We start from the raw sequence: 17,911 nt of genomic DNA on the forward strand, positions 1-17,911 counted from the left end.
AACTCCCTCCCCCGTCCTCTCCCGCCCGTTGCACTCCTACTCCGCGGATCAGCATGCAAACCTGCACCACGAAAGGCGGCATCCTGTCGGTCTGCATCACCACGTTGCTGCTTCTCGACCACGTCCGCTCGGACGACCGGCCGCCTGCGAAAGCCCCTGAAAAGCAACCACCGTCACTGGCCGAGGCCCGAGCCCGCGCACAGCTGCTGCACGAAACCCTCCATTCCACGTTGCATGTCGTGCATCGCGACTTCTATCGTGAAGACGATGGACTTCCGATTCCCGCGGCGTCGATGACGCGCGTGTTTCGTCACCTCGAAGAGGAGCAGGGGGTCGTGCTTCGCTGGTTGGCAGTCGACGGCGAGGCGATGAACGTTGACCATAAGGCCCGCGACGATTTCGAGCGGGCCGCCGTGAAAGCGATCCAGGCGGACCAGAAACCGTTCGAGTCGAGGGAAGGAGGCGTTTATCGTCGGGCGGCCGCGATCACGCTCCGTTCCGAATGTCTCAAGTGCCACGTTCCGAACCGGAAAAGTCTCGAAGACCGTTTCGCCGGACTGATCATTTCGATGCCCTTCGCCGCCGGGGAGTAGCTCACGTGCCCGACCACGATTCCCCGCTGCCCGAATGGATTCTCGACGTCCCTCAGTCGGCCGAAATCTTCGACCGCTGGGGGCTCGACACGTCCTGCGGTGGAAAGTCGCTCGACTTCGTCTGCCGGCAGGCCGGCCTGGATCCAGCCGTCATCCTCGCCGAGCTGATGCCCCTGCTTCCGCCCGAGGCTCAGGTCGCCCCGCCGCCCGCTCAGCCCCTTGGCCAGTCGTAGCTGCTCTGCTGGCGGAAGCCTTTCAGCATCATCGCGCCATCTTCGCGAAGCGTCAGCAGCGAGGCGCCGCTGTTCTCTGGGCCCGAGCCCTCGACCATCGCCCGCAGCGTGCAGTAATGGATGCCGGCGATCTCCTTGTAGTCGTTCTTGTGGCTGTGACCCTGGAACACCGCCTGCACATTGCCCGACTGTTCGAGGAGCTTCCGCACCTCCGGGCAGTTCTTCACTCCGTGATCGTTCGAGACATCCAGCCGCTGGTGGGCAAACACGATCGTCGGCCGCTTCGCCGCCTTGAGATCCGCCTCCAGCCATTCCATCTCCGCTGGCGGGATGTTGGCGTCCTTCCACGATGACATCTTGCGGCCGTACGGCTTGCCATTGCTGCTGAAGCACGCATCGAGAATCACGAAGTGCCAGCCGCCGCGATCGAATGACGTGTACGACTTCTCCTGCTCGACGCCGCCCAGGAACTCTTCTTTCGTCAGCAGATCGACGCAGTGGTTTCCGAGCACATACCAGCGATCCTTGCACAGCGAGGCGAACTCCCGATTGATCCGCTTCAGGTAGCCCAGTTCGACATCGACGCCATCCGCCGCGTCGATCAGGTCGCCCAGTTCCACGAGGAACGCCGGCGGTTCCGAAGCGAACTCTGCTCCCGCCGACGCCAGCTTGCCGAGCGTCTCGCGGTAGTAGCGAGTTCCCGCGGCCTCCTTGTCCGCGTAGTGCAGATCGGTGATGAGCCCGATCCGCAGCGGCGTCCCGGACTCCGCCGACCAGCCGGATGTCGCCGCACTTCCGAGCAGGACCAACCCGGCGCGCTGGAGAAACGCGCGGCGGCCAATCGGATGTTCGATACCGGAGAAATGACAAGTCATGGGAGAGCCTCTGGTGGTCCTGCGTCCATGCGAATTCCGTCATTCGGCGTCATCAGCTGCCGAATGACCAGCTGCAGTTCGGCATGATTGCAGAAATAGTTGTTGATGTGACCGGGCGTCTGGAACCGAGAGACGTTGAAGCCGTCTTCAATGTCGTTGTAGTAGACACAGCTGTTCCCAACGACCGCGACGACCCAGAACCCGCCGCCCTCGTTGCCCCACGGGCTGAGTTTCCATTTCTGTGGCACGATGCGGATTGAGGTCCACCAGATCCGTTCTGCCGGTGACATCTTGCGAAGGCCAGCGTCGACCAGTGACTCAAGTTCCTCGAGGGCAATCGGTGTCCAGCCCATTACTTCCCTATCGAGCGTCGCCGTGGAGTTCTCGTTCCACGCCGCTACACGGAACTCCAAATGGCTCTACCATCGAAACAGTCACACGCCAAACTGCCTGCGTCAACCTTGCCGAACCGGGTCGCAACGAAAGCGGCCGACCGTCCTGATGGAGAGGAATCCCGCCATGTCTACCGATGCCATCTTTCGCAGTTCGCTCTCGACTCTCCTGGTCGAGATTTTCGATGGACCACCAGGGGCCGAGGCCTTCATTCTCAACCCGAAAGATCCGGGCCTGGCCCGACAGATGGAATCGATCTCGGCCGAGACCGCCTCGACGCGCCCCATGCCGGGCCAGACGACCATCGCCGCCCATCTCGACCACGTCCTCTACGGCCTGACTCTTCTCAACCGCTGGGCCGACGGCGAGGAGAACCCCTGGGCGACCGCCGACTGGTCGGCGAGCTGGAAGCGGACCGTCGTGAACGAGGCGCAATGGAAAGACCTGTGCGGCCGGTTCCGGGACGGAGCGGCCCGGTGGAAGAAGACGGTCGCCACACGAACCGACTGGAATCCTCTGACGGCCTGCGGAGCAATCGCCAGCTGCGCCCATACCGCATACCACCTCGGCGCGATCCGGCAGATCCTCGCGGCCATGAACGCGAATACCGCTCCAACGTAGTCGTACCGCCCTCCGCCCCCGGGCAATCCGCGCCGTCAGCGGTAGAGGTCGCCACGATGCGCATATGCGTCGAAAGCGTCCAGCAGGCCGACCGGCGCATCGTCCGGCCGCGTGAAGACGCGTGTGCACGAGTTGCATCGATAACGGTACGGTTCGTACTGCAGCGGAGCATGCTGGATGTCGCCACTGTGGCAATGCACACACTGCGGCAGGCAGGCCGCGAGCGCGGAGTACGCCGCCAGGCAGGCAAAGGCGGTGATCGGCAGCATCAGCCCTGACAGAACTCGTTTCACGTGTGGCCCCCACGCTTCCGGATCCGACGCCAGCCAAACAAACGCACGGCAATGGCAACCTGAATTTAACCGCGAGCTGGCGCGTTTGCACCGCCAAATTCCGGCGGGCAATCAGGCCTCATAACACTGGAGCCACGCTCGCCGCGGGCCTGTGCTCGTCCCGTCCGCAGCCAGCGTCAGTCCACGGCGCTGAACCGAACGTCATTCCCCTCCAGGGAGGCCGTGAGACGTTGTCGTTCACCGGGAGCCAGACGCGCGAACCGGATCACCGGACGCAGCGCGGGAACGCCGGCAGCCTTCCCGCGCTGCCATTTCGACCAACGAATCGACGCTCGCCTTGACAGGCAAGTCACCACTTGCCTATCGTAAGCCTTGTGGCTGATCTGTTTGAAGCCCTGGTCGCTCCGGCACGACGCGCAATTCTCGACGAGTTGTGCGAGCGCGATGGGCAGACCCTGTTCGAGATCTGTGCTCGACTGGCAATGAAGCATGGGCTCAATCACACCCGCCAGGCCATCTCCCAGCACCTCGATGTGCTCGAAGCTGCCGGCCTGATCAGCACACGCCGTGAAGGGCGGTACAAGTTTCACGACCTCAACAAGGCTCCATTGAGCGCCATCGTCGATCGATGGCTCAAACCAGGCCGGAAAGGCGAAGGCTCATGAAAATCGTTGTCACCAGCGTCCTCGTTGACGACCAGGAAAAGGCCCTCCGGTTCTACACCGAGAAACTCGGCTTCGTCAAAAAGCACGACGTCCCTATGGGCGAGTTCCGGTGGCTGACTCTCGTCTCGCCTGAGAACGCGGAGGGGACCGAGCTTCTGCTCGAGCCCGACCAGCACCCGGCCGCGCGGCCGTTCAAGCAGGCCCTCGTCGAAGACGGAATTCCCTACACCTCCTTCGGCGTCGCCAATATCCAGGCCGAATACGATCGCCTCTGTGCGGCCGGCGTGCAGTTCACGCAGCCGCCGGTGGCGATGGGCCCGGTCACCACCGCGGTCTTCGATGACACCTGCGGAAACCTGATCCAGATCGCGCAGCAGTAGCCTCGCTTCACACCCGGGTGGGGAATCCTCATGGTCGACGCCGCCTGCATCGATCAATGCAGCCGCTGGCAGCGTCTGCCATGGGTGACATGCCAGCTTGTTATTCAGTTAGGCCAAGCCGCGTTCTGCAGAACGATGCGATAGCCGTCCGGGTCTTCGAACGTCTTGCCCAGGCGATCCCAGTAAGGGTTGAACGAGGCGACGGCAGTATGCCCCGCGGCCTCCAGCCGCGCGACCGCCGTCGCCCAGGCGGCGTGATCGGGAAGATAGAACACCAGCAGGTTGTCTTCCGTCGGCGCCCGGCCAGCACGATGTCCGGCCCTGCGGGTGAACTCCAGATGCCAGTTCGCCCCCTGAACTCCCAGCATCACGCCGTCGAAACCGGCATGATTCTCGAATGCGCCCAGAACCTCCATTCCCAGGCCATCACGATAGAACGCGACGACCGGCTCGAGGTCATCGGTGGGCCGGGCGATGCGGAGCGCGCCGTACGCAGACATGCGTGAACCTGATGAACCGGGAGTTTGCAACCTTCCTCACACCTTCGGGTGCACAGTGAAGGTTCTCAATCGGAACGAGTTCAGACAACTTTCAGGAGGAAGCCGCTCCCCTGCAATTCGACAGAGGGACTACTCTCCCGGATTCCGCGCCAAATGCGTTCCCCTGAGGTTCCCTTCACCTCTCGAGCCTTTTCTGCGAGGCGAGGAGTTGCGGCTCTCGAGAAACCAGGGAAAACCCGGCCCGGGAGGTTGACCCGGGTGCGTCCATCCGAGAATCAGGACGTCAGGCTTCGTGCTCTGCGGGCGCGGCGAGTGCTCCCCACGAAGTCTTTGGAAACGGACCGATGGAAGGAATTGATGTCTCTTCGCAAATTGACGCTCCCGCTGTTCGCCCTCCTGACGATGGCCTTCGCGACCCCGGCCGAAGCCAGGCCGATCTACAGCGCCCCCATGCCGGTTCCGCTTCCGGGAATTGCCGCCGATGGGACGCTCGATTTCGAAACGCTGGGCAGCGAGGGGGTGGGCGTTTATTCCGTCTCCCTCACACGCAAAGGCGTCATCTTTGAAATCGAAGCGACGGGCATCGTCGCAAACCTGACGGGAAAGAAGTTCACCTCCAAGGATTACCTCGACTTCATGGGCGGTTCCGAGGTTCCCCCGGAACCGGGAGAGATGGACATCAAGAAGTTCAAATACACCGTCACCAAGAACGGGAAGGCGACGCTGAAGGCGTCCTTCACGACTGACGTGTTCCCGATGCCCTGAAGCAGCCATTTGAGACGGTGAAATCCAGAAAGGCGTGAGGCCCGTTGAGCCTCACGCCTTTCTTCATGTCCTGGCCGATCATCTCCGGCCGCCGCGCGATAACGCGGTCGATGATCCGGGCAGCACCAGCAGCCGCGGGGCCGTGTCCGCATCGCGGGCGACCGTAATTACGTCTCCAGTTTGAAGTCGAACACGTTCTCGCCCGGCTTCACATCCGCCTGCAGTTCCGACTTCGTGTTGTAGCGGGCCGGAATCTTTGGCTTCGAAGGCTTCACCGCTTTCCGCTGCGGCGCATTCTCCTCACTCTGGGCGTCGTCCGCGTCATCTTCTCCTTCACTCGGGGCAATCTCGACGCGATTCTTCCCGAGCTTGGTGCCTCGCGTCTCGCGAACGTAGATCAGGTCGTACGTGCCGTCGGCCGTCGTCGTGGCCTTGGCCGGGCGACCATTCTCGGGAAAGAAAACGACAGCCATGCCAGCGAGCGGCTGGCCGTCCAGCGTGATTGTTCCCTTCACCTGGCCCAGGTCTGGCTGGTCGCTGACACCGCCGCACCCGGTCAGATTCAGGGTCAGAATGGCCACCGTGACTGTGAGAAAACTCTGCTGCACCAGTTTCACTGTCGAATCCTGCCTCGTCAAAAAGAAGGAACTTCGGGAAACGGAAACAAGCCGCGCAGGTCGTCCTGACGCGGCTCGCCGATCATCCGCTCAAATCAGAACTCGCCGAGCGTTTCGCCGCCGGCCCGGGTCATCGTGCCCTGGTAAGTCTTCATGTCCATGTTTTCCGACATGAACCGGACCGCCCCGTCGCCGAACACGAAATGAGCGCCTCCGGTATGCCAGCTCCCGGTCGCTTCTTCAGCGCCGCCGTTGATCGGATCATTCCCTTCAGCGGCGATCATGTGCTCCGTCATCTCGGTCGGCGGATTGCTGTCCGCGCCGTTGGAGAACACGACCCGACGATCACAGCCTGCCCCGAAGCCCCCCATGGCGTCGCCGCCGCTATCCGGGACTTCCGCGACGAACACCGTATTCGACATCCCGTCCTTCACGTCCGCGAAACGGACGGCGCTGCTCACGTGGAACACTCCGCTGCCGTTCATGCATCCCCAGGGATCCGTTCGATTATGAGCGGGAGTCGTCAGGGATGTTCCGTTGTAGCAATCGTCGTTGCCGTTCCCGATCCGGATTCCCATGCTGCCGTTGTAGTTGCACGTCTGATAACCGTTCTTCTGCGAGCCGTTGCGGACATCCGGCTGCGAAGGACACCAGAACACCGACATCGTGGTCTGCTTCAGCACCAGCGTCTTGCCGGTATTCTGATCCCCCTTTTCGTTCCCCATCCCGTCATCTCCCTGGATGGCGTTGAACAGCGGGGCCTGGTCGAGAAACGGCAGGATGCTGGCCTGCCAGGTCCAGCCGTGACCGTTGTCCTGAGTCCCGGCCGGGTTCAGCAGCACGACGCTGCCAGGTGGCAGAATGTTGTGCGAATCGACGTAGTTGTGCAGCGACAGGCCGATCTGCTTCAGGTTGTTCTTGCACTGCGTCCGCCGCGCGGCCTCCCGCGCCTGTTGCACGGCCGGCAGCAGCAGGGCAATCAGAATGGCGATGATCGCGATCACCACCAGCAATTCGATCAGCGTAAAACCCCTCCGAGCTTTCATCTCAAAACCTTCCTGAATGAACGGGCAATCACGAGCTGCGAACGCACGGGCGCGACATATCGCGCTCCGAGACGCACGAGTTCCATCTGTACGGGACGAGCGAGAGTCCTCGCCTTGATGTCGAAACTTCCTGGTCGCCGGCCCGAGGAGGAATTCGCTGGGCCGGGCCACGCCTGTCAATCACGGCGTCCGATCACCACTTGGCGCGTTCGACAACCGGCAATGAGATGCCTGAAAAACGGGTGGCCGGCAGAACGCTTCATCGATTGAATTGCGATCCTGACCTTGTTCGGGGGGCACCGTAGCGCGTCAATGTGAAGGAACCATGTAGAGGCGATGAACTTCACGGGAGCGCGCAACCTTCCCGTCGTGGCGCGGTGTTGGCCTCAGAGACTCCCCCTCGTGGCATAAACCAGCCCACAAAAAAAGACGTGGCGCCGATCAGGCGCCACGTCTTTGGTGATCCTCGTCCGATCGCGGAACGCCTGCGGCCAACGCAGGCGACCGGTCTCAAGCCGCTACTTCGACTCCAGCTGGAAATCGAAGACGTTCTCCCCCGCCTTCACATCGACTTCCAGCTCGCTCCTGGTGTTGTATCTGGCCGGAATCACCGCTTTGCTCGACTTCGCGGCCTTTTTGGCCGGTCCAGCGTCATCACCCGTCTCGGCCGACGGGTCGTCTTCCTCTTCGGTATTCCCGATCTGCACCTTGTTCTTGCCGAGCTTCGTCCCCTTCGTGCTGCGGATGTAGTTCAGTTCGTACTTCCCTTCCGCGTCGGTCTTGCCCATGGCGGGCCGCCCGTCCAACGGCGAGAACATCACCGCCACGCCGCTCAGCGGCGTGCCGTCCATCGTGATGGTCCCCGTCACCTGTCCCAGGTCTGGCGCGTCGCCGGGACCGCCGCAGCCCGCCAGGTTCAGGACCAGAAATGTCATGGCGGCCGCGAGAGAGCCGCAGGGTTTGAAAGTCACGTGAGAAACCTCGGAATGAAAAGCGGAATCCGGAAATGACAAAGCAAGCCTTATCAACCGACGACAAGGCTTGCTCTTGATTGAAACCAGCAGCCGGTCGCCCGCGAATCAGAATTCGCCGACGATTTCACCACCCTTCCGGGTGCTCAGCGCCCGGTAGGTGTCCATGCTGATGTTCTCCGAGATGAACCGCACAGCTCCGTCGCCCAGAGCGAAGTGCGCTCCGCCGACATGGAAGCTGCCAGCCGCTTCCTCGGCCCCGCCGTTGATCGGGTCGTTGGTTTCGGCCGCCATCAGGTATTCCGTCATCTCGGTCGGCGGATTTCCCTCCGCGCCCGTGGAGAAGACGTATCGGCGATCGCCGCCGGCGTTGTAGTCGCCCAGGGCGTCGCCGCCGGTGTCGACCACTTCACTGACGAAGATCGTGTTCGAGAGGCCATCCGAGACGTCACGGAACGAAACGCTGCTGTTGATGTAGAAAATTCCGTCGCCGTTCATGCAGCCCCAGGCCTTCGTCCGGATGTCATTCGGAGTCGCCAGGCCCTGGGCGCTGTTGTAGCAGTCGTCGTTGCCGTTCCCGATATAGCGGCCCATGTTGCCGTTATAGTTCGACGGGGCGTAGCCGTTCTTCTGGCTGCCGCCGCGCACATCCGGCTGGGACGGGCACCAGAACACCGGAATGACCGTCTGGCCGCCCAGCTTCTGCTTCGCGCCGTTCTGGTCGCCCGTGTCGGTTCCCAGGCCGTTGTTCTCCGGCCCCTGGATCGCGTTGTACATCGGCGCCTGGTCAATGTACGGGAGGATGCTGGCATGCCATGTCCAGCCGAAGCCATAATCCTGGGTTCCGGCCCCGTTCAACGACGCGACGCTCCCGGACGGAAGCTTGCTGAACGTGTCGTGGTAGTTGTGAAGCGCCAGGCCAATCTGCTTCAGGGCGTTCTTGCACTGGGTTCGCCTTGCGGCCTCCCGCGCCTGCTGCACGGCCGGCAGCAGAAGAGCAATCAGAATGGCGATGATCGCGATCACCACCAGCAACTCAATCAGCGTAAAACCCCTCCGAGACTTCATGATAAAACCTTCCATAAACGTCGAGCGGTAAACGAATTACAGATTGTTAAGAATTTCACATCAATTGGCGGCCAACGCCAGTGGTTCATCCGCTTGAATTCGGGGAAATCCAGAAATTCTCATCGTTCGTCCAGATGAGATCCGTACAGTCGCGAATAGTTCGCGAGGCGAATCAACAGTCATGCCGTCGCCACAAATCACGATTTGAAAGCGACTTCCGATCGAACGCGGCCAACAACACATGAAAGTCCGTTCATATGTCGCTTGCTGGAGGGCGGACTGTCGAAAATGGCCAGCGCATGGCGCAGAGAACGGTCACCAGGCCAGCGCAGGTCGGCCAAGGCGCCTCCCCCGCCTACAGCGCGGGCTTCAGCTCGAGCACGACGCCCCCGATGACGAGCGCGCGGTCGGCCCCTTCCTTAAACGTCAGGCCGTCCCGAATCTCATAATACCCCCGCGCGTCATACTCCTTGCCCCGCACCGGAAACCGGCCCCGCTCGAGCAACTCGAGGGTGACGAAGTCCGTCTTCTTCTGAAGCCCGCTGCGGCCAGCCGGATCGTGGACCAGAAACAGATCCGGCGCCGGATTCTTCCGGGCATCCTCGCCATACCCCACCACGCACAGCCAGTGGCGATCCAGGTCGGCATAAGCCCCCGCCGCCTCATCGAACTTCGACCACTGGATGTTCAGCCACGCGCAGGCACGTGGATTCGCCACAGCCGCCCGCACCCAGTCGCGATCGAAATGCGCCCCCGAGGATTCGAAGCTCCCTTTCGAGGGCAGATATCCGCGATACTCGATTCGCGCGAGCTCATATCCGCGATCGTTCACATAACCCCGCAGCGCCTCCATGAGTCGCGGCGGCATCGTGCCCCGCAGCCCGGCGGTGTCCATGTAGTTCCTGGCCGCCAGCGCATTGACCAGTTCGATCTGGCCCGCCTTCCCCTTCGTGGCCGTCGGGAACAACTTCGGGTAGCCGTGATTCGCCAGCCAGACGAACTGATCCGACACGGCCACCGGCCCGCAGAACTGCCTGCCGCCGTCGGCAAAGTCGCCCGCCTTGTCGGTCTGGCACAGGTCGGGCGTTCCGCCAACGCGTTCCGTATGCGACGCGGGAAGCGGTTGCTGGAACAGCAGCGGCAGGAGAATCGCGATCATGAAAAAGGCCCGGCGGATGAATGCGAAGGCATCAGCGTCGCGGGAATGCTCAGGCCGGTCAACGGCTCACCGCGCTACGCCGATTTGCGACGCCGCACCGCGGGCCGGGTCACAACATACAACACGCTTCGACTGAACTTGCCCACCGGCTGAATCGCGCCGCACCGCGCCAGGCAATACACCATTTTCTGCGCCAGCCAGCGGGGGATCGATGCCGCCTCCGACAGGTCCTGGGTATGAAATGGCGATGGCAGCTGTGCGGGAAGGAGAGCGGCCAGATCGGCCGCCGTGCGGAACATGTGCCGCGAGACGACGTTCAGCAGAAAGCGGTCTTCGACGCGATAGTCGGGACCGTTGAAACGTCTTCGGCGTCGCGGAATCCGTCGCTCCTCCTGCTCGATGAGGACGACCTCCAGTTGCAGCCGTGGATGAGGGAAGACCGCACCGAACCGAACCAGTTCCTCGAACAGGTGAAACGGGTTTCGCTTCAGCGGGCTGTATCGCCGGCTGACTTCGGCCCCGCCCCCCGCCTGCCGTCGCACGATCAGCGTCCGGGCCGCAATCGGTTTGACCACCGTGACGCGATGGTCGTCGAGAAGCGTGGCGACTTTGTTTCGGATCGCCGACAGCGACGCAAGTTGAATCTCCACCAGCCGCCCGCCCGTCACCGCGTCGATCCGGTATCCGCCCACCGTGACCTCGCAGTCATCGGGCGACCCGCCGTAAAGCTCCTTCAATTGGCGATGCAGGCTCGATTCCATCGGTCCGTCCGTGTTCCGGCAGTGGCCCGATCATCATGAATCCCGCGGGCCGCCGCGGAGTGTCGATCAACCCGCCAAACACGGCCATCCCAGTTTTCCATCACCGCCGCGATCGCGCTTCCCTCGCTCACTTCAGCCGCACCAGCTTCCCCTTCCGCTTGACGATGTTCCCGTAGTCCCACTGGATCTGGATCGACTTCCCCAGCCACCGCTCCAGGTCGCTCTCCACGATCTGACCGGCCGAGGTATACCGCACCTCGGCCGCCTTGAAGGTCCCCTCCGCTGCCAGCCCCGGCTCATCGAACGACTGGCCGCTCCAGAACATCAGCCGCACGCAATCCTTGAGCTTGCTGTACCCGACGATCGGGTTCCCCTCGAGGAACCACACCGGATGTCGATGCCAGATCTTGCGTTCCGCCCCCGGCAGGTTCGCGTCGATCGTCTTGCTGAGCTTGCTGCAGATCCGCTTGTCACCGGCCGACTGGGCCGCGTTGTAGTCGCGGATCTCCTGGGGAATCGCCATGGCTCACCTCAACCCGACAGAAGACAGAATGGACGGAACGCATCCGGAGGAGATTACGGCACGACCGGCTTTCCTTCCGCCTGCCGCTGCACCATTTCATCGATCCAGATCGGAGCGAAAGGGGATGTGCAGCCTTTGGCGCACGGGTAGTCCCGGTAGATCCCCAGTTTCTCGCCAATCGCCAGCGCCCGCTTCCGCAGCTTCGGATGATGGATTCCAAGTCCGGCCAGGCAGAAGTTCATCGTCCACTGCACTTCCGGCGGCGCGGAACCCATCTCTTTTTCCAGCCGATCCAGCAGCCCCTTCAGATCAAGGCCCTCCGGACTTCTCGCAATCCGGCCCGATGTCACGCTCCACCCCGCCCGCGCGGCCCAGGGGTGCTCATCCTCCAGCCATGCCTGCCGCAGCGACTCCTTGTCCGGGTGCTCCTTGACCACGTAGGAGTTCATCCAGTCGGCCACCTGCGGACAGCTCACGCCCCGCACCATCGCATCCAGCTCATCCCGCGTGAGCTTCTTCGGATTGAGGATCAGGATTGCGAGCAGCTGGGCATCGAGGTTGCCGGTCTTCCACAGCGCCTTCGCCAACTTGTCGTCCGACTTGATCTTCGCCGCCACCTTGCGAATGTCGCCAAGCTTCACGCCGAACTGGTTGTCGCCCGCGCCATTGCGATGATTGATGGTCCGGACCTTCTCGTCCCCGAGAGCTTTGAGCTGCGCCAGCGTTTCGTTCAGAGTCATGGAGAAAGCCCGCGATGGGGTGTCGACGATCAGAACGAAGCCTCGCTTCGGGCCGGCACGAGGACGAATCCCTGGCCGGCCATGCCCCCAGGCTTCGTCTCATCCGGCCACCGGTGTTCGCCCAGATCAGTTCTCGATGTACCAGACGTTCCCGATCTTGCCGAAGCTGATGCTCTTCTTGGATATGCCTTCAAGTTCGAACTGATAAGTGGCCTTCGTTCGGGAGTCGTTGTACGTCGGAGACTGGTCTTTGATCGCCCGCAAAACCTTCAGGAGATCGCCCGACTTCGACTTTCCGAAGTCCTCGGAGAACTCATCGATCGTTTTCCGCTGCGTGATCTTCTCGAACGTCTCGGGGGGCACGAACGCCTTCAGAAACTCTTTGTATTCCTTCGCCTCGAGCAGCCGGATCGCTTCCGGCACGGCCGTCTCGACGCTCTCGCGCGGATCGGCCTTCTTGTCCTCAGCCACCGCACACGCGGCCACGACAACCACACTGGCGAACGCCACAGCGAATCTGTGAGCCATCATCGAACCTGCCCTTTGAGAACCCGTAACAGACACACCGACTGTCCTGTACAACCCGAGACTTTGCAACGAAGCCGTGTGGCCATCGCCCGGCCTGCCAACGGCGGTGCGTCTCTCCCACGCACTGGTGGGTACGAATTCTCCGGGGTCCCCTCGCGACCGCTGCCCCCGTGGCTCAGACATAGAGGGCCCCGCGTCCGACCGGAGGAACGTCACGTGGCCCGTTTACCCAGGTTTCTCCGCAACTTTCTGGCCATTTGGCAGACAATATCGCCACATCGTCCAAATGACGCGTCTGCGGGAACGCTTTGGGCTTCCACGCGTCACGAGCGGGAAAGGGCGACGATTGAGCGTCAGGGTGATCCGTCGATCACTCTTTTTTGTTGAGAAAGCGCTGCCATGTCAGTGGACCTTGCTTACCGGTTGAAGGATTACATCTACCAGCTGCTGTTCGACAACCTGCGCAACGAAATCGACTACCAGGTCAACGACGTCTGGAGAGGGCATTTCGACAAGATCCTCGCCGCCCATGAGACGGCCGGAAACGACCTGCAGACAGCGCTCACGAAGGCCCAGAAAACTCAGCAGGAATTCGAGCGAAAGCACGAACGGCTGATCGCCGTCTTCAATACGTTTACCGGCCTTGCCCTGGGCTGGATGGCGGCTCACCTGCAATATCGCTGCGCCACCAACTACTTCCGCCGCGTCGACTACAACATCTCCTGGTCGCCGGAAAAGCTGCGGCTGGTCCTCAAGGAAACCGAAAGCGAAGACAAGGTCGCCGGCAAGATGTTCGGCGACGTCGCCAAGGACCTGTCCGGCAGCATCATCAAGCTGGGGATGTCCTCCCCCAAAGTCTCGGCGAAGTTCGAGGCGCCCAATGGCAAAGCCATTGCCCACGCGGCGAACATCGAAGACATGCGCAAGATGATCAACTCGACCATGACGGACCAGAAGAACAAGGCCCTGGGGGCCGTCGAGGAACTGGCCAATCGCGTCCGGTCCGACACCGACATGGGCGACCGCATCCTGTCACGGTTGCCGGCCGAGGTTCCCGGATTCGCCCAGCTGACCCTCTCCGAACAGGAACGACGCGGCCAGGTGGCGCTGAGCAACTGGTTGAACCAGGAACGGGAAACATGGGCCAGGAACTGGGGCTACTACGCCCATGAGCCGCCGGCCGTCGATGAAAAGGAGCTGAAACGGACCATCGAACGGGAACTCTGGATCCTCTGGATCCTGGAGAACCGGAAGGCCATTCGAGGCAGCCTGACGGACATCAACGCTCAGCGGGTCGCCTGGTTCGATGCCATTATCGACCACCTGCGAACCTTCGACCTGCCGACGCTCGAGATCGTGAAGAAACGCGGCCGGAACCGTGAGCCGGAGATCAATCAGTTGATTCTCTTCTGCCATCGCCACAAACCGAGGGAACCGGAATGGACGACCATCGGGACCAAAAGGCGGCTGGGGCCGATTGAAATGTTCACCCGTCCGACCCGTCCCGTTTCGCGTGCGGCCTGAGGACCGGACAACACAGCGGCCGCGCGGCAACGCGCGGCTGCTTTCGCGTTGAAGGAAGCAGAAACTCGCCGCCGAGGTGCGCAATGAGCACGCGTATGAGTGCGGTGCGTGCTGGAGACTATTCTTCTCCCCGATCGGGGCCGGGCGCGGGTGTGGTCCCGGCCTGTGATCCCCCCGGCGCCATGCTCACATCGCGAAGCAGGGCCAGCATGCGATTGCGGAAGACGCCTTTTCGCCTGGACAGCGGACGCTAATCGCATCCTCGGAAAGGTCGCCAGACCATGTAAACTGATTCACGACGCGGCACACTCGGCCCCGGCACTCGAAACAAACCACCTGCGAAGCCACAGATCCTCACCATTGAGCAACGGCTTTCGGAAATCTCGAACCTCGTGCCCATCCCTCATGAACAGCCTCACCATGCTTTTCGCTGTGCTTGTCGCCTGGCTTTCGATCGGCACCTTCGTCGCTGCGGAAGGCTCCAGGCCCAATGTTCTCTACATCTTCACGGACGATCAGACCACACGCTCGGTCAGTTGCTACCCAGACGCCTATCCATGGGTCAAGACTCCGAACATAGACGCTCTGGCGGCTCAAGGGGTGCGTTTCGAAAATGTTTACATGGCGGCCTATTGCGTCCCTTCGCGTGTCAGCTTTCTGACCGGAAATCTGCCGCACGCCGCACGGGGCGTCTTCACCGGTCGGGAACTGGACGCAGCCCGGTTGACCGAAGAGGAACAGAACCATCCGTTCTGGCCCCGGAGACTCAGAGCGAGCGGTTACCGCACGGGCATTATCGGCAAATGGCATGTCAACTCCCGCCCGCCCACGGTGGGAATGGATTGGGACACCGCAATCCACTGGAGCTCGCAAAGCACTCCCGGGGGGTACTATGAAGACCAGCACATGCGCCAGAACGGCGGGCCACCCACTCCCCTGAATGGCTACAGTGTGGACCGCCATACGGACATGGCAGTGGACTTCATCAACAGCAGCGGTCTCAAAAGCAACGGTGATGGAGGCAAGCCCTGGCTTCTGTGGCTTTGCTACTCCAGCCCGCATAAACCGTGCGTTCCGGCTCCACGCCATCGAGGGCTGCTCAAGGACGTTCAGGAGATTCCGGAACCCGCCAGTATATCGAAGCGGGAAGGGCAGCCAGCCTATATCGCTACGCTGCCGGAAATCCGGAGGTGGGACAATGTCAAAGGGCAAATCCGCGCCTACCAGGAATGTGTCCTTGCTATCGACGAGAATGTCGGGCGTCTGATGCGAGAGCTCAACGACGCTGGCCAACTTGAAAACACGGTGGTGATCTTCGCGAGCGATCAGGGAATCGCGTATGGCCAGCATGGACTCGTGGGCAAGAAGGACGCTCCCTACGATGCCACACTGCGCGGGCCGCTGATCTTTCGCTGGCCGGGCCACTTTGCTGAAAACCATGTCGTTCACGACTCTGTCAATGCGACGGATGTCGTCCGCACACTGCATGAGATCACTGGTCTGGCACCGTTACCGACCATGGACGGCATGAGTCTGGTGCCCGTTCTGGAGAACCCGGATCACAAGCTGGGACGGGATGCCATGCTGCTGACCAATGTCCAGAACAACATGGGGCAGTCGATTCCGCAGATGATGAAGCGTACGGCGGCGGCTGTGGCCGCTGGCGAGAAGGGCGAAGCCATCATGTACGACTGGACCATGATTCGCAGCGGCGACTACAAGTATGTGGCCTATGCGGGGCCGGACCGTGAAGAGGAAATCTATGACCTGAAGCACGATCCGGACGAACTCAACAACCTCGCCGGTGATCCGGAGCACAAGGCCTTGCTGAAAGAACTGCGGAAAAAGGCCGCTGTGGAGTTGCGCAAGACGCAGTCCGGTTTCGATGACGGACACTTCATCGATTTCTTCCCGCTCCTTCGCAGGCTTTAGGAACAGGCTTTGAAATGTACGCCCGCTCTGGCCATCAACTCATGAAATGCATTGCCACACTGCTGTGTTTCGCAGTGACCACGCTTGTGGAGGCGGCCCCCCCTGCACGTCCCAACGTGCTCTTCCTCGCCTTCGATGATCTCAAGCCCTCTCTCGGTTGCTACGGAGACCCTCATGCCAGGACTCCGAATCTTGACCGGTTGGCGAAACGCTCGCTGCGGCTCGATCGTGCCTATTGCAATCAGGCGGTCTGTGCACCATCGCGCAACTCGCTCATGACCGGCCTGCGCCCGCAGACGCTGGGCATCTACGACCTGTCCACAAACTTCCGCGACGCGCGACCGGACGCCATTACGCTGGCCCAGCATTTCAAGGCCAATGGCTATACCACCGCTGCGATCGGCAAGATTCTGCACACGGGGCATGGCAATCATGACGATGCAGAGTCGTGGACCGAAAAAGCCTTCCATCCCCGGGTCGACTACTACGCCCTGGACATCAATCGTCCTTCCGCTGAGGAAGGCGGTTCGCGCGGGGCTGGAGTCTTCGGCGCAGCCACGGAGCGCGCGGATGTGCCGGATGACACTTATGCAGACGGCCGCATTGCCACGGAAGCTGTGAAACGCCTGTCAGCGTTCAGGACTGCAGACAAGCCCTTCTTTCTTGCGGTCGGGTTCCGCTGTCCGCATCTGCCCTTCGTCGCCCCTGACAAATACTGGGACGGCATTGATGCCGCAAAACTGCCTCTGAATGAAACCGACACCCTCCCCGAAGGCGCTCCTGTGGCTGCCGTCCCCGGCACAGATGAACTGCGCAAATACAAGCGGATCCCTCAGGGAGGCCAGGTTCTGGACGTCGAGTCAAAACGTCACCTGGTCCATGGCTACTATGCTGCGACCAGTTACGCGGATGCCTGCGCCGGTCGGGTGCTCGATGCCCTGCAGGTCCATGGCCTCGATCAGAACACGATCATCGTGGTCTGGGGGGATCATGGCTACCACCTCGGTGATCACGGGGTGTGGGGAAAGCATACCAACTTCGAACTGGCAGCACGCATCCCGTTGATGGTCGCCATGCCCGGTCAGGACGGTGCCGTTTCCTCCGCTCTCGTAGAGACCGTGGATCTTTATCCCACACTGGCTGCACTCGCCGGTCTGACTGCGCCGACAGGGCTTGATGGCAAGAGCTTCGCCGGGTTGTTGGGGGACCCATCCGCTGCTCATCGAGATCATGTCACCCATGTCTATCCCCGGGGCAAACTGCTCGGTCGTGCCGTGCGTGACGACCGCTATCGCCTCGTCGAGTGGAACAGGATCGGCGCCCCCGCTGAAGGCGTCGTCACGGAACTCTACGATTATCAAACCGATCCCGGCGAACACGCCAATGTCGCGACCGCGCATCCGGATATCGTCATGAGACTCAAGGGCATGCTTGCGCAGCAACCTTCACCAAAGGCACAGGTCAACTCTGCCACTTCAGGCCGCGCACAATCTAAGTAATTGCGATGATTGGGATGCGTTCGCGTAATGCCAGGCTCGGCCGGGTTCCTGGGGGCAGCCAAGTTGCGCGTGGGACAGCGTGGCTGGGGACGCAGCGAAGCCCCTGGCCGATCGATGCCGAGTTCGCGCCTGTCGGAAGCCCTCGCCACTGGGGGCACTTCGCGAATGAGCCCCGATTCGAAGGGAACGCCGCTCGTCGCGAGTTATCCCCAGCCAAGTTCCCGG

22 protein-coding genes are annotated in these 17,911 nt (G+C 61.8%); 9 read left to right on the forward strand and 13 right to left on the reverse strand.

What is annotated here, in order from left to right; translation table 11 throughout:
• Positions 1-53 precede the first annotated feature (53 nt).
• Positions 54-593, forward strand: coding sequence for a c-type heme family protein (locus tag Pan44_RS07215; RefSeq protein WP_145028690.1), 540 nt, complete (start codon positions 54-56; stop codon positions 591-593).
• A 5-nt stretch (positions 594-598) separates the two neighbouring features.
• The gene (locus tag Pan44_RS07220; RefSeq protein WP_197453914.1) at positions 599-826 is read left to right on the forward strand and encodes a DUF542 domain-containing protein; all 228 of its coding nucleotides are present in this window, start codon (positions 599-601) and stop codon (positions 824-826) included.
• Here the strand turns inward: Pan44_RS07220 and Pan44_RS07225 are convergent.
• Positions 805-1,701: a metallophosphoesterase family protein gene (locus tag Pan44_RS07225; RefSeq protein WP_145028694.1), complete on the reverse strand. Its 897-nt coding sequence runs from the start codon at positions 1,699-1,701 to the stop codon at positions 805-807. The two genes, Pan44_RS07220 and Pan44_RS07225, sit on opposite strands and share 22 nt — an antisense overlap.
• Positions 1,698-2,054 carry a hypothetical protein gene (locus Pan44_RS27270; protein WP_197453915.1) on the reverse strand — a complete coding sequence of 119 codons (357 nt, stop codon included), beginning with the start codon at positions 2,052-2,054 and terminating at the stop codon, positions 1,698-1,700. The genes Pan44_RS07225 and Pan44_RS27270 overlap by 4 nt, the downstream gene beginning before the upstream one ends.
• Before the next feature lie 166 nt (positions 2,055-2,220).
• Here Pan44_RS27270 and Pan44_RS07235 point away from each other — a divergent pair, with 166 nt between their 5' ends.
• Entirely contained in the window at positions 2,221-2,715 is a 495-nt protein-coding gene (locus Pan44_RS07235) for a DinB family protein (RefSeq protein ID WP_145028696.1), read from the forward strand.
• 35 nt (positions 2,716-2,750) lie between these two features.
• Here Pan44_RS07235 and Pan44_RS07240 read toward each other — a convergent pair whose 3' ends face one another.
• Complete coding sequence (locus Pan44_RS07240) at positions 2,751-3,008, reverse strand: hypothetical protein (RefSeq protein ID WP_145028698.1); 258 nt, start codon at positions 3,006-3,008, stop codon at positions 2,751-2,753.
• A gap of 374 nt (positions 3,009-3,382) precedes the next feature.
• On the opposite strand from Pan44_RS07240, the gene Pan44_RS07245 reads away from it, so the two are divergent.
• The gene (locus tag Pan44_RS07245; protein WP_145028700.1) at positions 3,383-3,673 is read left to right on the forward strand and encodes an ArsR/SmtB family transcription factor; all 291 of its coding nucleotides are present in this window, start codon (positions 3,383-3,385) and stop codon (positions 3,671-3,673) included.
• A complete protein-coding gene (locus Pan44_RS07250; protein ID WP_145028702.1) occupies positions 3,670-4,053 on the forward strand; it encodes a VOC family protein in 384 nt (127 codons plus the stop codon). Before Pan44_RS07245 ends, Pan44_RS07250 begins: the two co-directional genes overlap by 4 nt.
• Before the next feature lie 104 nt (positions 4,054-4,157).
• Here the strand turns inward: Pan44_RS07250 and Pan44_RS07255 are convergent, their stop codons facing one another.
• Complete coding sequence (locus Pan44_RS07255; protein ID WP_145028704.1) at positions 4,158-4,553, reverse strand: VOC family protein; 396 nt, start codon at positions 4,551-4,553, stop codon at positions 4,158-4,160.
• A gap of 357 nt (positions 4,554-4,910) precedes the next feature.
• Here Pan44_RS07255 and Pan44_RS07260 point away from each other — a divergent pair, with 357 nt between their 5' ends.
• Positions 4,911-5,318, forward strand: a complete 408-nt coding sequence (locus Pan44_RS07260) for a hypothetical protein (RefSeq protein ID WP_145028706.1) — start codon at positions 4,911-4,913, stop codon at positions 5,316-5,318.
• A gap of 167 nt (positions 5,319-5,485) precedes the next feature.
• On the opposite strand, the gene Pan44_RS07265 is transcribed toward Pan44_RS07260, so the two are convergent.
• The 9 genes from Pan44_RS07265 to Pan44_RS07305 all read right to left on the reverse strand — a co-directional run bounded on the left by Pan44_RS07265 (position 5,486) and on the right by Pan44_RS07305 (position 12,734).
• Positions 5,486-5,935 carry a carboxypeptidase regulatory-like domain-containing protein gene (locus tag Pan44_RS07265; protein WP_145028708.1) on the reverse strand — a complete coding sequence of 150 codons (450 nt, stop codon included), beginning with the start codon at positions 5,933-5,935 and terminating at the stop codon, positions 5,486-5,488.
• A 95-nt stretch (positions 5,936-6,030) separates the two neighbouring features.
• Entirely contained in the window at positions 6,031-6,981 is a 951-nt protein-coding gene (locus tag Pan44_RS07270; protein WP_145028710.1) for a DUF1559 domain-containing protein, read from the reverse strand.
• 518 nt (positions 6,982-7,499) lie between these two features.
• Positions 7,500-7,952, reverse strand: a complete 453-nt coding sequence (locus Pan44_RS07275) for a carboxypeptidase regulatory-like domain-containing protein (RefSeq protein ID WP_145028713.1) — start codon at positions 7,950-7,952, stop codon at positions 7,500-7,502.
• A gap of 108 nt (positions 7,953-8,060) precedes the next feature.
• Positions 8,061-9,020, reverse strand: a complete 960-nt coding sequence (locus Pan44_RS07280; protein ID WP_145028715.1) for a DUF1559 domain-containing protein — start codon at positions 9,018-9,020, stop codon at positions 8,061-8,063.
• Between the two features lie 355 nt (positions 9,021-9,375).
• On the reverse strand, positions 9,376-10,179 hold the full coding sequence (locus Pan44_RS07285; RefSeq protein ID WP_145028717.1) for a hypothetical protein: 804 nt from the start codon (positions 10,177-10,179) through the stop codon (positions 9,376-9,378).
• A 74-nt stretch (positions 10,180-10,253) separates the two neighbouring features.
• Positions 10,254-10,940: a hypothetical protein gene (locus Pan44_RS07290; protein WP_145028719.1), complete on the reverse strand. Its 687-nt coding sequence runs from the start codon at positions 10,938-10,940 to the stop codon at positions 10,254-10,256.
• Between the two features lie 127 nt (positions 10,941-11,067).
• Positions 11,068-11,463: a DUF1801 domain-containing protein gene (locus Pan44_RS07295; RefSeq protein WP_197453916.1), complete on the reverse strand. Its 396-nt coding sequence runs from the start codon at positions 11,461-11,463 to the stop codon at positions 11,068-11,070.
• Positions 11,464-11,516: 53 nt separating this feature from the next.
• Positions 11,517-12,203 (reverse strand): DNA alkylation repair protein, encoded by a 687-nt coding sequence (locus Pan44_RS07300; RefSeq protein ID WP_145028721.1) that lies wholly within the window; start codon positions 12,201-12,203, stop codon positions 11,517-11,519.
• Positions 12,204-12,329: 126 nt separating this feature from the next.
• Positions 12,330-12,734 carry a hypothetical protein gene (locus Pan44_RS07305; RefSeq protein ID WP_145028723.1) on the reverse strand — a complete coding sequence of 135 codons (405 nt, stop codon included), beginning with the start codon at positions 12,732-12,734 and terminating at the stop codon, positions 12,330-12,332.
• A 396-nt stretch (positions 12,735-13,130) separates the two neighbouring features.
• Here Pan44_RS07305 and Pan44_RS07310 point away from each other — a divergent pair, with 396 nt between their 5' ends.
• The 3 genes from Pan44_RS07310 (at position 13,131) to Pan44_RS07320 (ending at position 17,686) form a co-directional block, all read left to right on the forward strand.
• Positions 13,131-14,255 (forward strand): hypothetical protein, encoded by a 1,125-nt coding sequence (locus Pan44_RS07310; protein WP_145028725.1) that lies wholly within the window; start codon positions 13,131-13,133, stop codon positions 14,253-14,255.
• Positions 14,256-14,660: 405 nt separating this feature from the next.
• On the forward strand, positions 14,661-16,187 hold the full coding sequence (locus tag Pan44_RS07315) for a sulfatase-like hydrolase/transferase (RefSeq protein ID WP_145028727.1): 1,527 nt from the start codon (positions 14,661-14,663) through the stop codon (positions 16,185-16,187).
• A gap of 14 nt (positions 16,188-16,201) precedes the next feature.
• On the forward strand, positions 16,202-17,686 hold the full coding sequence (locus Pan44_RS07320; protein ID WP_197453917.1) for a sulfatase: 1,485 nt from the start codon (positions 16,202-16,204) through the stop codon (positions 17,684-17,686).
• The last annotated feature ends 225 nt before the right edge of the window (positions 17,687-17,911 follow it).

The organism is Caulifigura coniformis (assembly GCF_007745175.1).
In the GTDB taxonomy this organism is placed as follows: Bacteria; Planctomycetota; Planctomycetia; order Planctomycetales; family Planctomycetaceae; genus Caulifigura; species Caulifigura coniformis.

Coding starts and splice junctions, on each gene's coding strand:
- Pan44_RS07260 (WP_145028706.1), top strand. CDS start 4,911: ATGTCTCTTCGCAAATTGACGCTCCCGCTGTTCGCCCTCCTGACGATG.
- Pan44_RS07255 (WP_145028704.1), bottom strand. CDS start 4,553: ATGTCTGCGTACGGCGCGCTCCGCATCGCCCGGCCCACCGATGACCTC.
- Pan44_RS07280 (WP_145028715.1), bottom strand. CDS start 9,020: ATGAAGTCTCGGAGGGGTTTTACGCTGATTGAGTTGCTGGTGGTGATC.
- Pan44_RS27270 (WP_197453915.1), bottom strand. CDS start 2,054: ATGGGCTGGACACCGATTGCCCTCGAGGAACTTGAGTCACTGGTCGAC.
- Pan44_RS07290 (WP_145028719.1), bottom strand. CDS start 10,940: ATGGAATCGAGCCTGCATCGCCAATTGAAGGAGCTTTACGGCGGGTCG.
- Pan44_RS07300 (WP_145028721.1), bottom strand. CDS start 12,203: ATGACTCTGAACGAAACGCTGGCGCAGCTCAAAGCTCTCGGGGACGAG.
- Pan44_RS07295 (WP_197453916.1), bottom strand. CDS start 11,463: ATGGCGATTCCCCAGGAGATCCGCGACTACAACGCGGCCCAGTCGGCC.
- Pan44_RS07310 (WP_145028725.1), top strand. CDS start 13,131: ATGTCAGTGGACCTTGCTTACCGGTTGAAGGATTACATCTACCAGCTG.
- Pan44_RS07225 (WP_145028694.1), bottom strand. CDS start 1,701: ATGACTTGTCATTTCTCCGGTATCGAACATCCGATTGGCCGCCGCGCG.
- Pan44_RS07315 (WP_145028727.1), top strand. CDS start 14,661: ATGAACAGCCTCACCATGCTTTTCGCTGTGCTTGTCGCCTGGCTTTCG.
- Pan44_RS07250 (WP_145028702.1), top strand. CDS start 3,670: ATGAAAATCGTTGTCACCAGCGTCCTCGTTGACGACCAGGAAAAGGCC.
- Pan44_RS07285 (WP_145028717.1), bottom strand. CDS start 10,179: ATGATCGCGATTCTCCTGCCGCTGCTGTTCCAGCAACCGCTTCCCGCG.
- Pan44_RS07215 (WP_145028690.1), top strand. CDS start 54: ATGCAAACCTGCACCACGAAAGGCGGCATCCTGTCGGTCTGCATCACC.
- Pan44_RS07270 (WP_145028710.1), bottom strand. CDS start 6,981: ATGAAAGCTCGGAGGGGTTTTACGCTGATCGAATTGCTGGTGGTGATC.
- Pan44_RS07305 (WP_145028723.1), bottom strand. CDS start 12,734: ATGATGGCTCACAGATTCGCTGTGGCGTTCGCCAGTGTGGTTGTCGTG.
- Pan44_RS07235 (WP_145028696.1), top strand. CDS start 2,221: ATGTCTACCGATGCCATCTTTCGCAGTTCGCTCTCGACTCTCCTGGTC.
- Pan44_RS07320 (WP_197453917.1), top strand. CDS start 16,202: ATGTACGCCCGCTCTGGCCATCAACTCATGAAATGCATTGCCACACTG.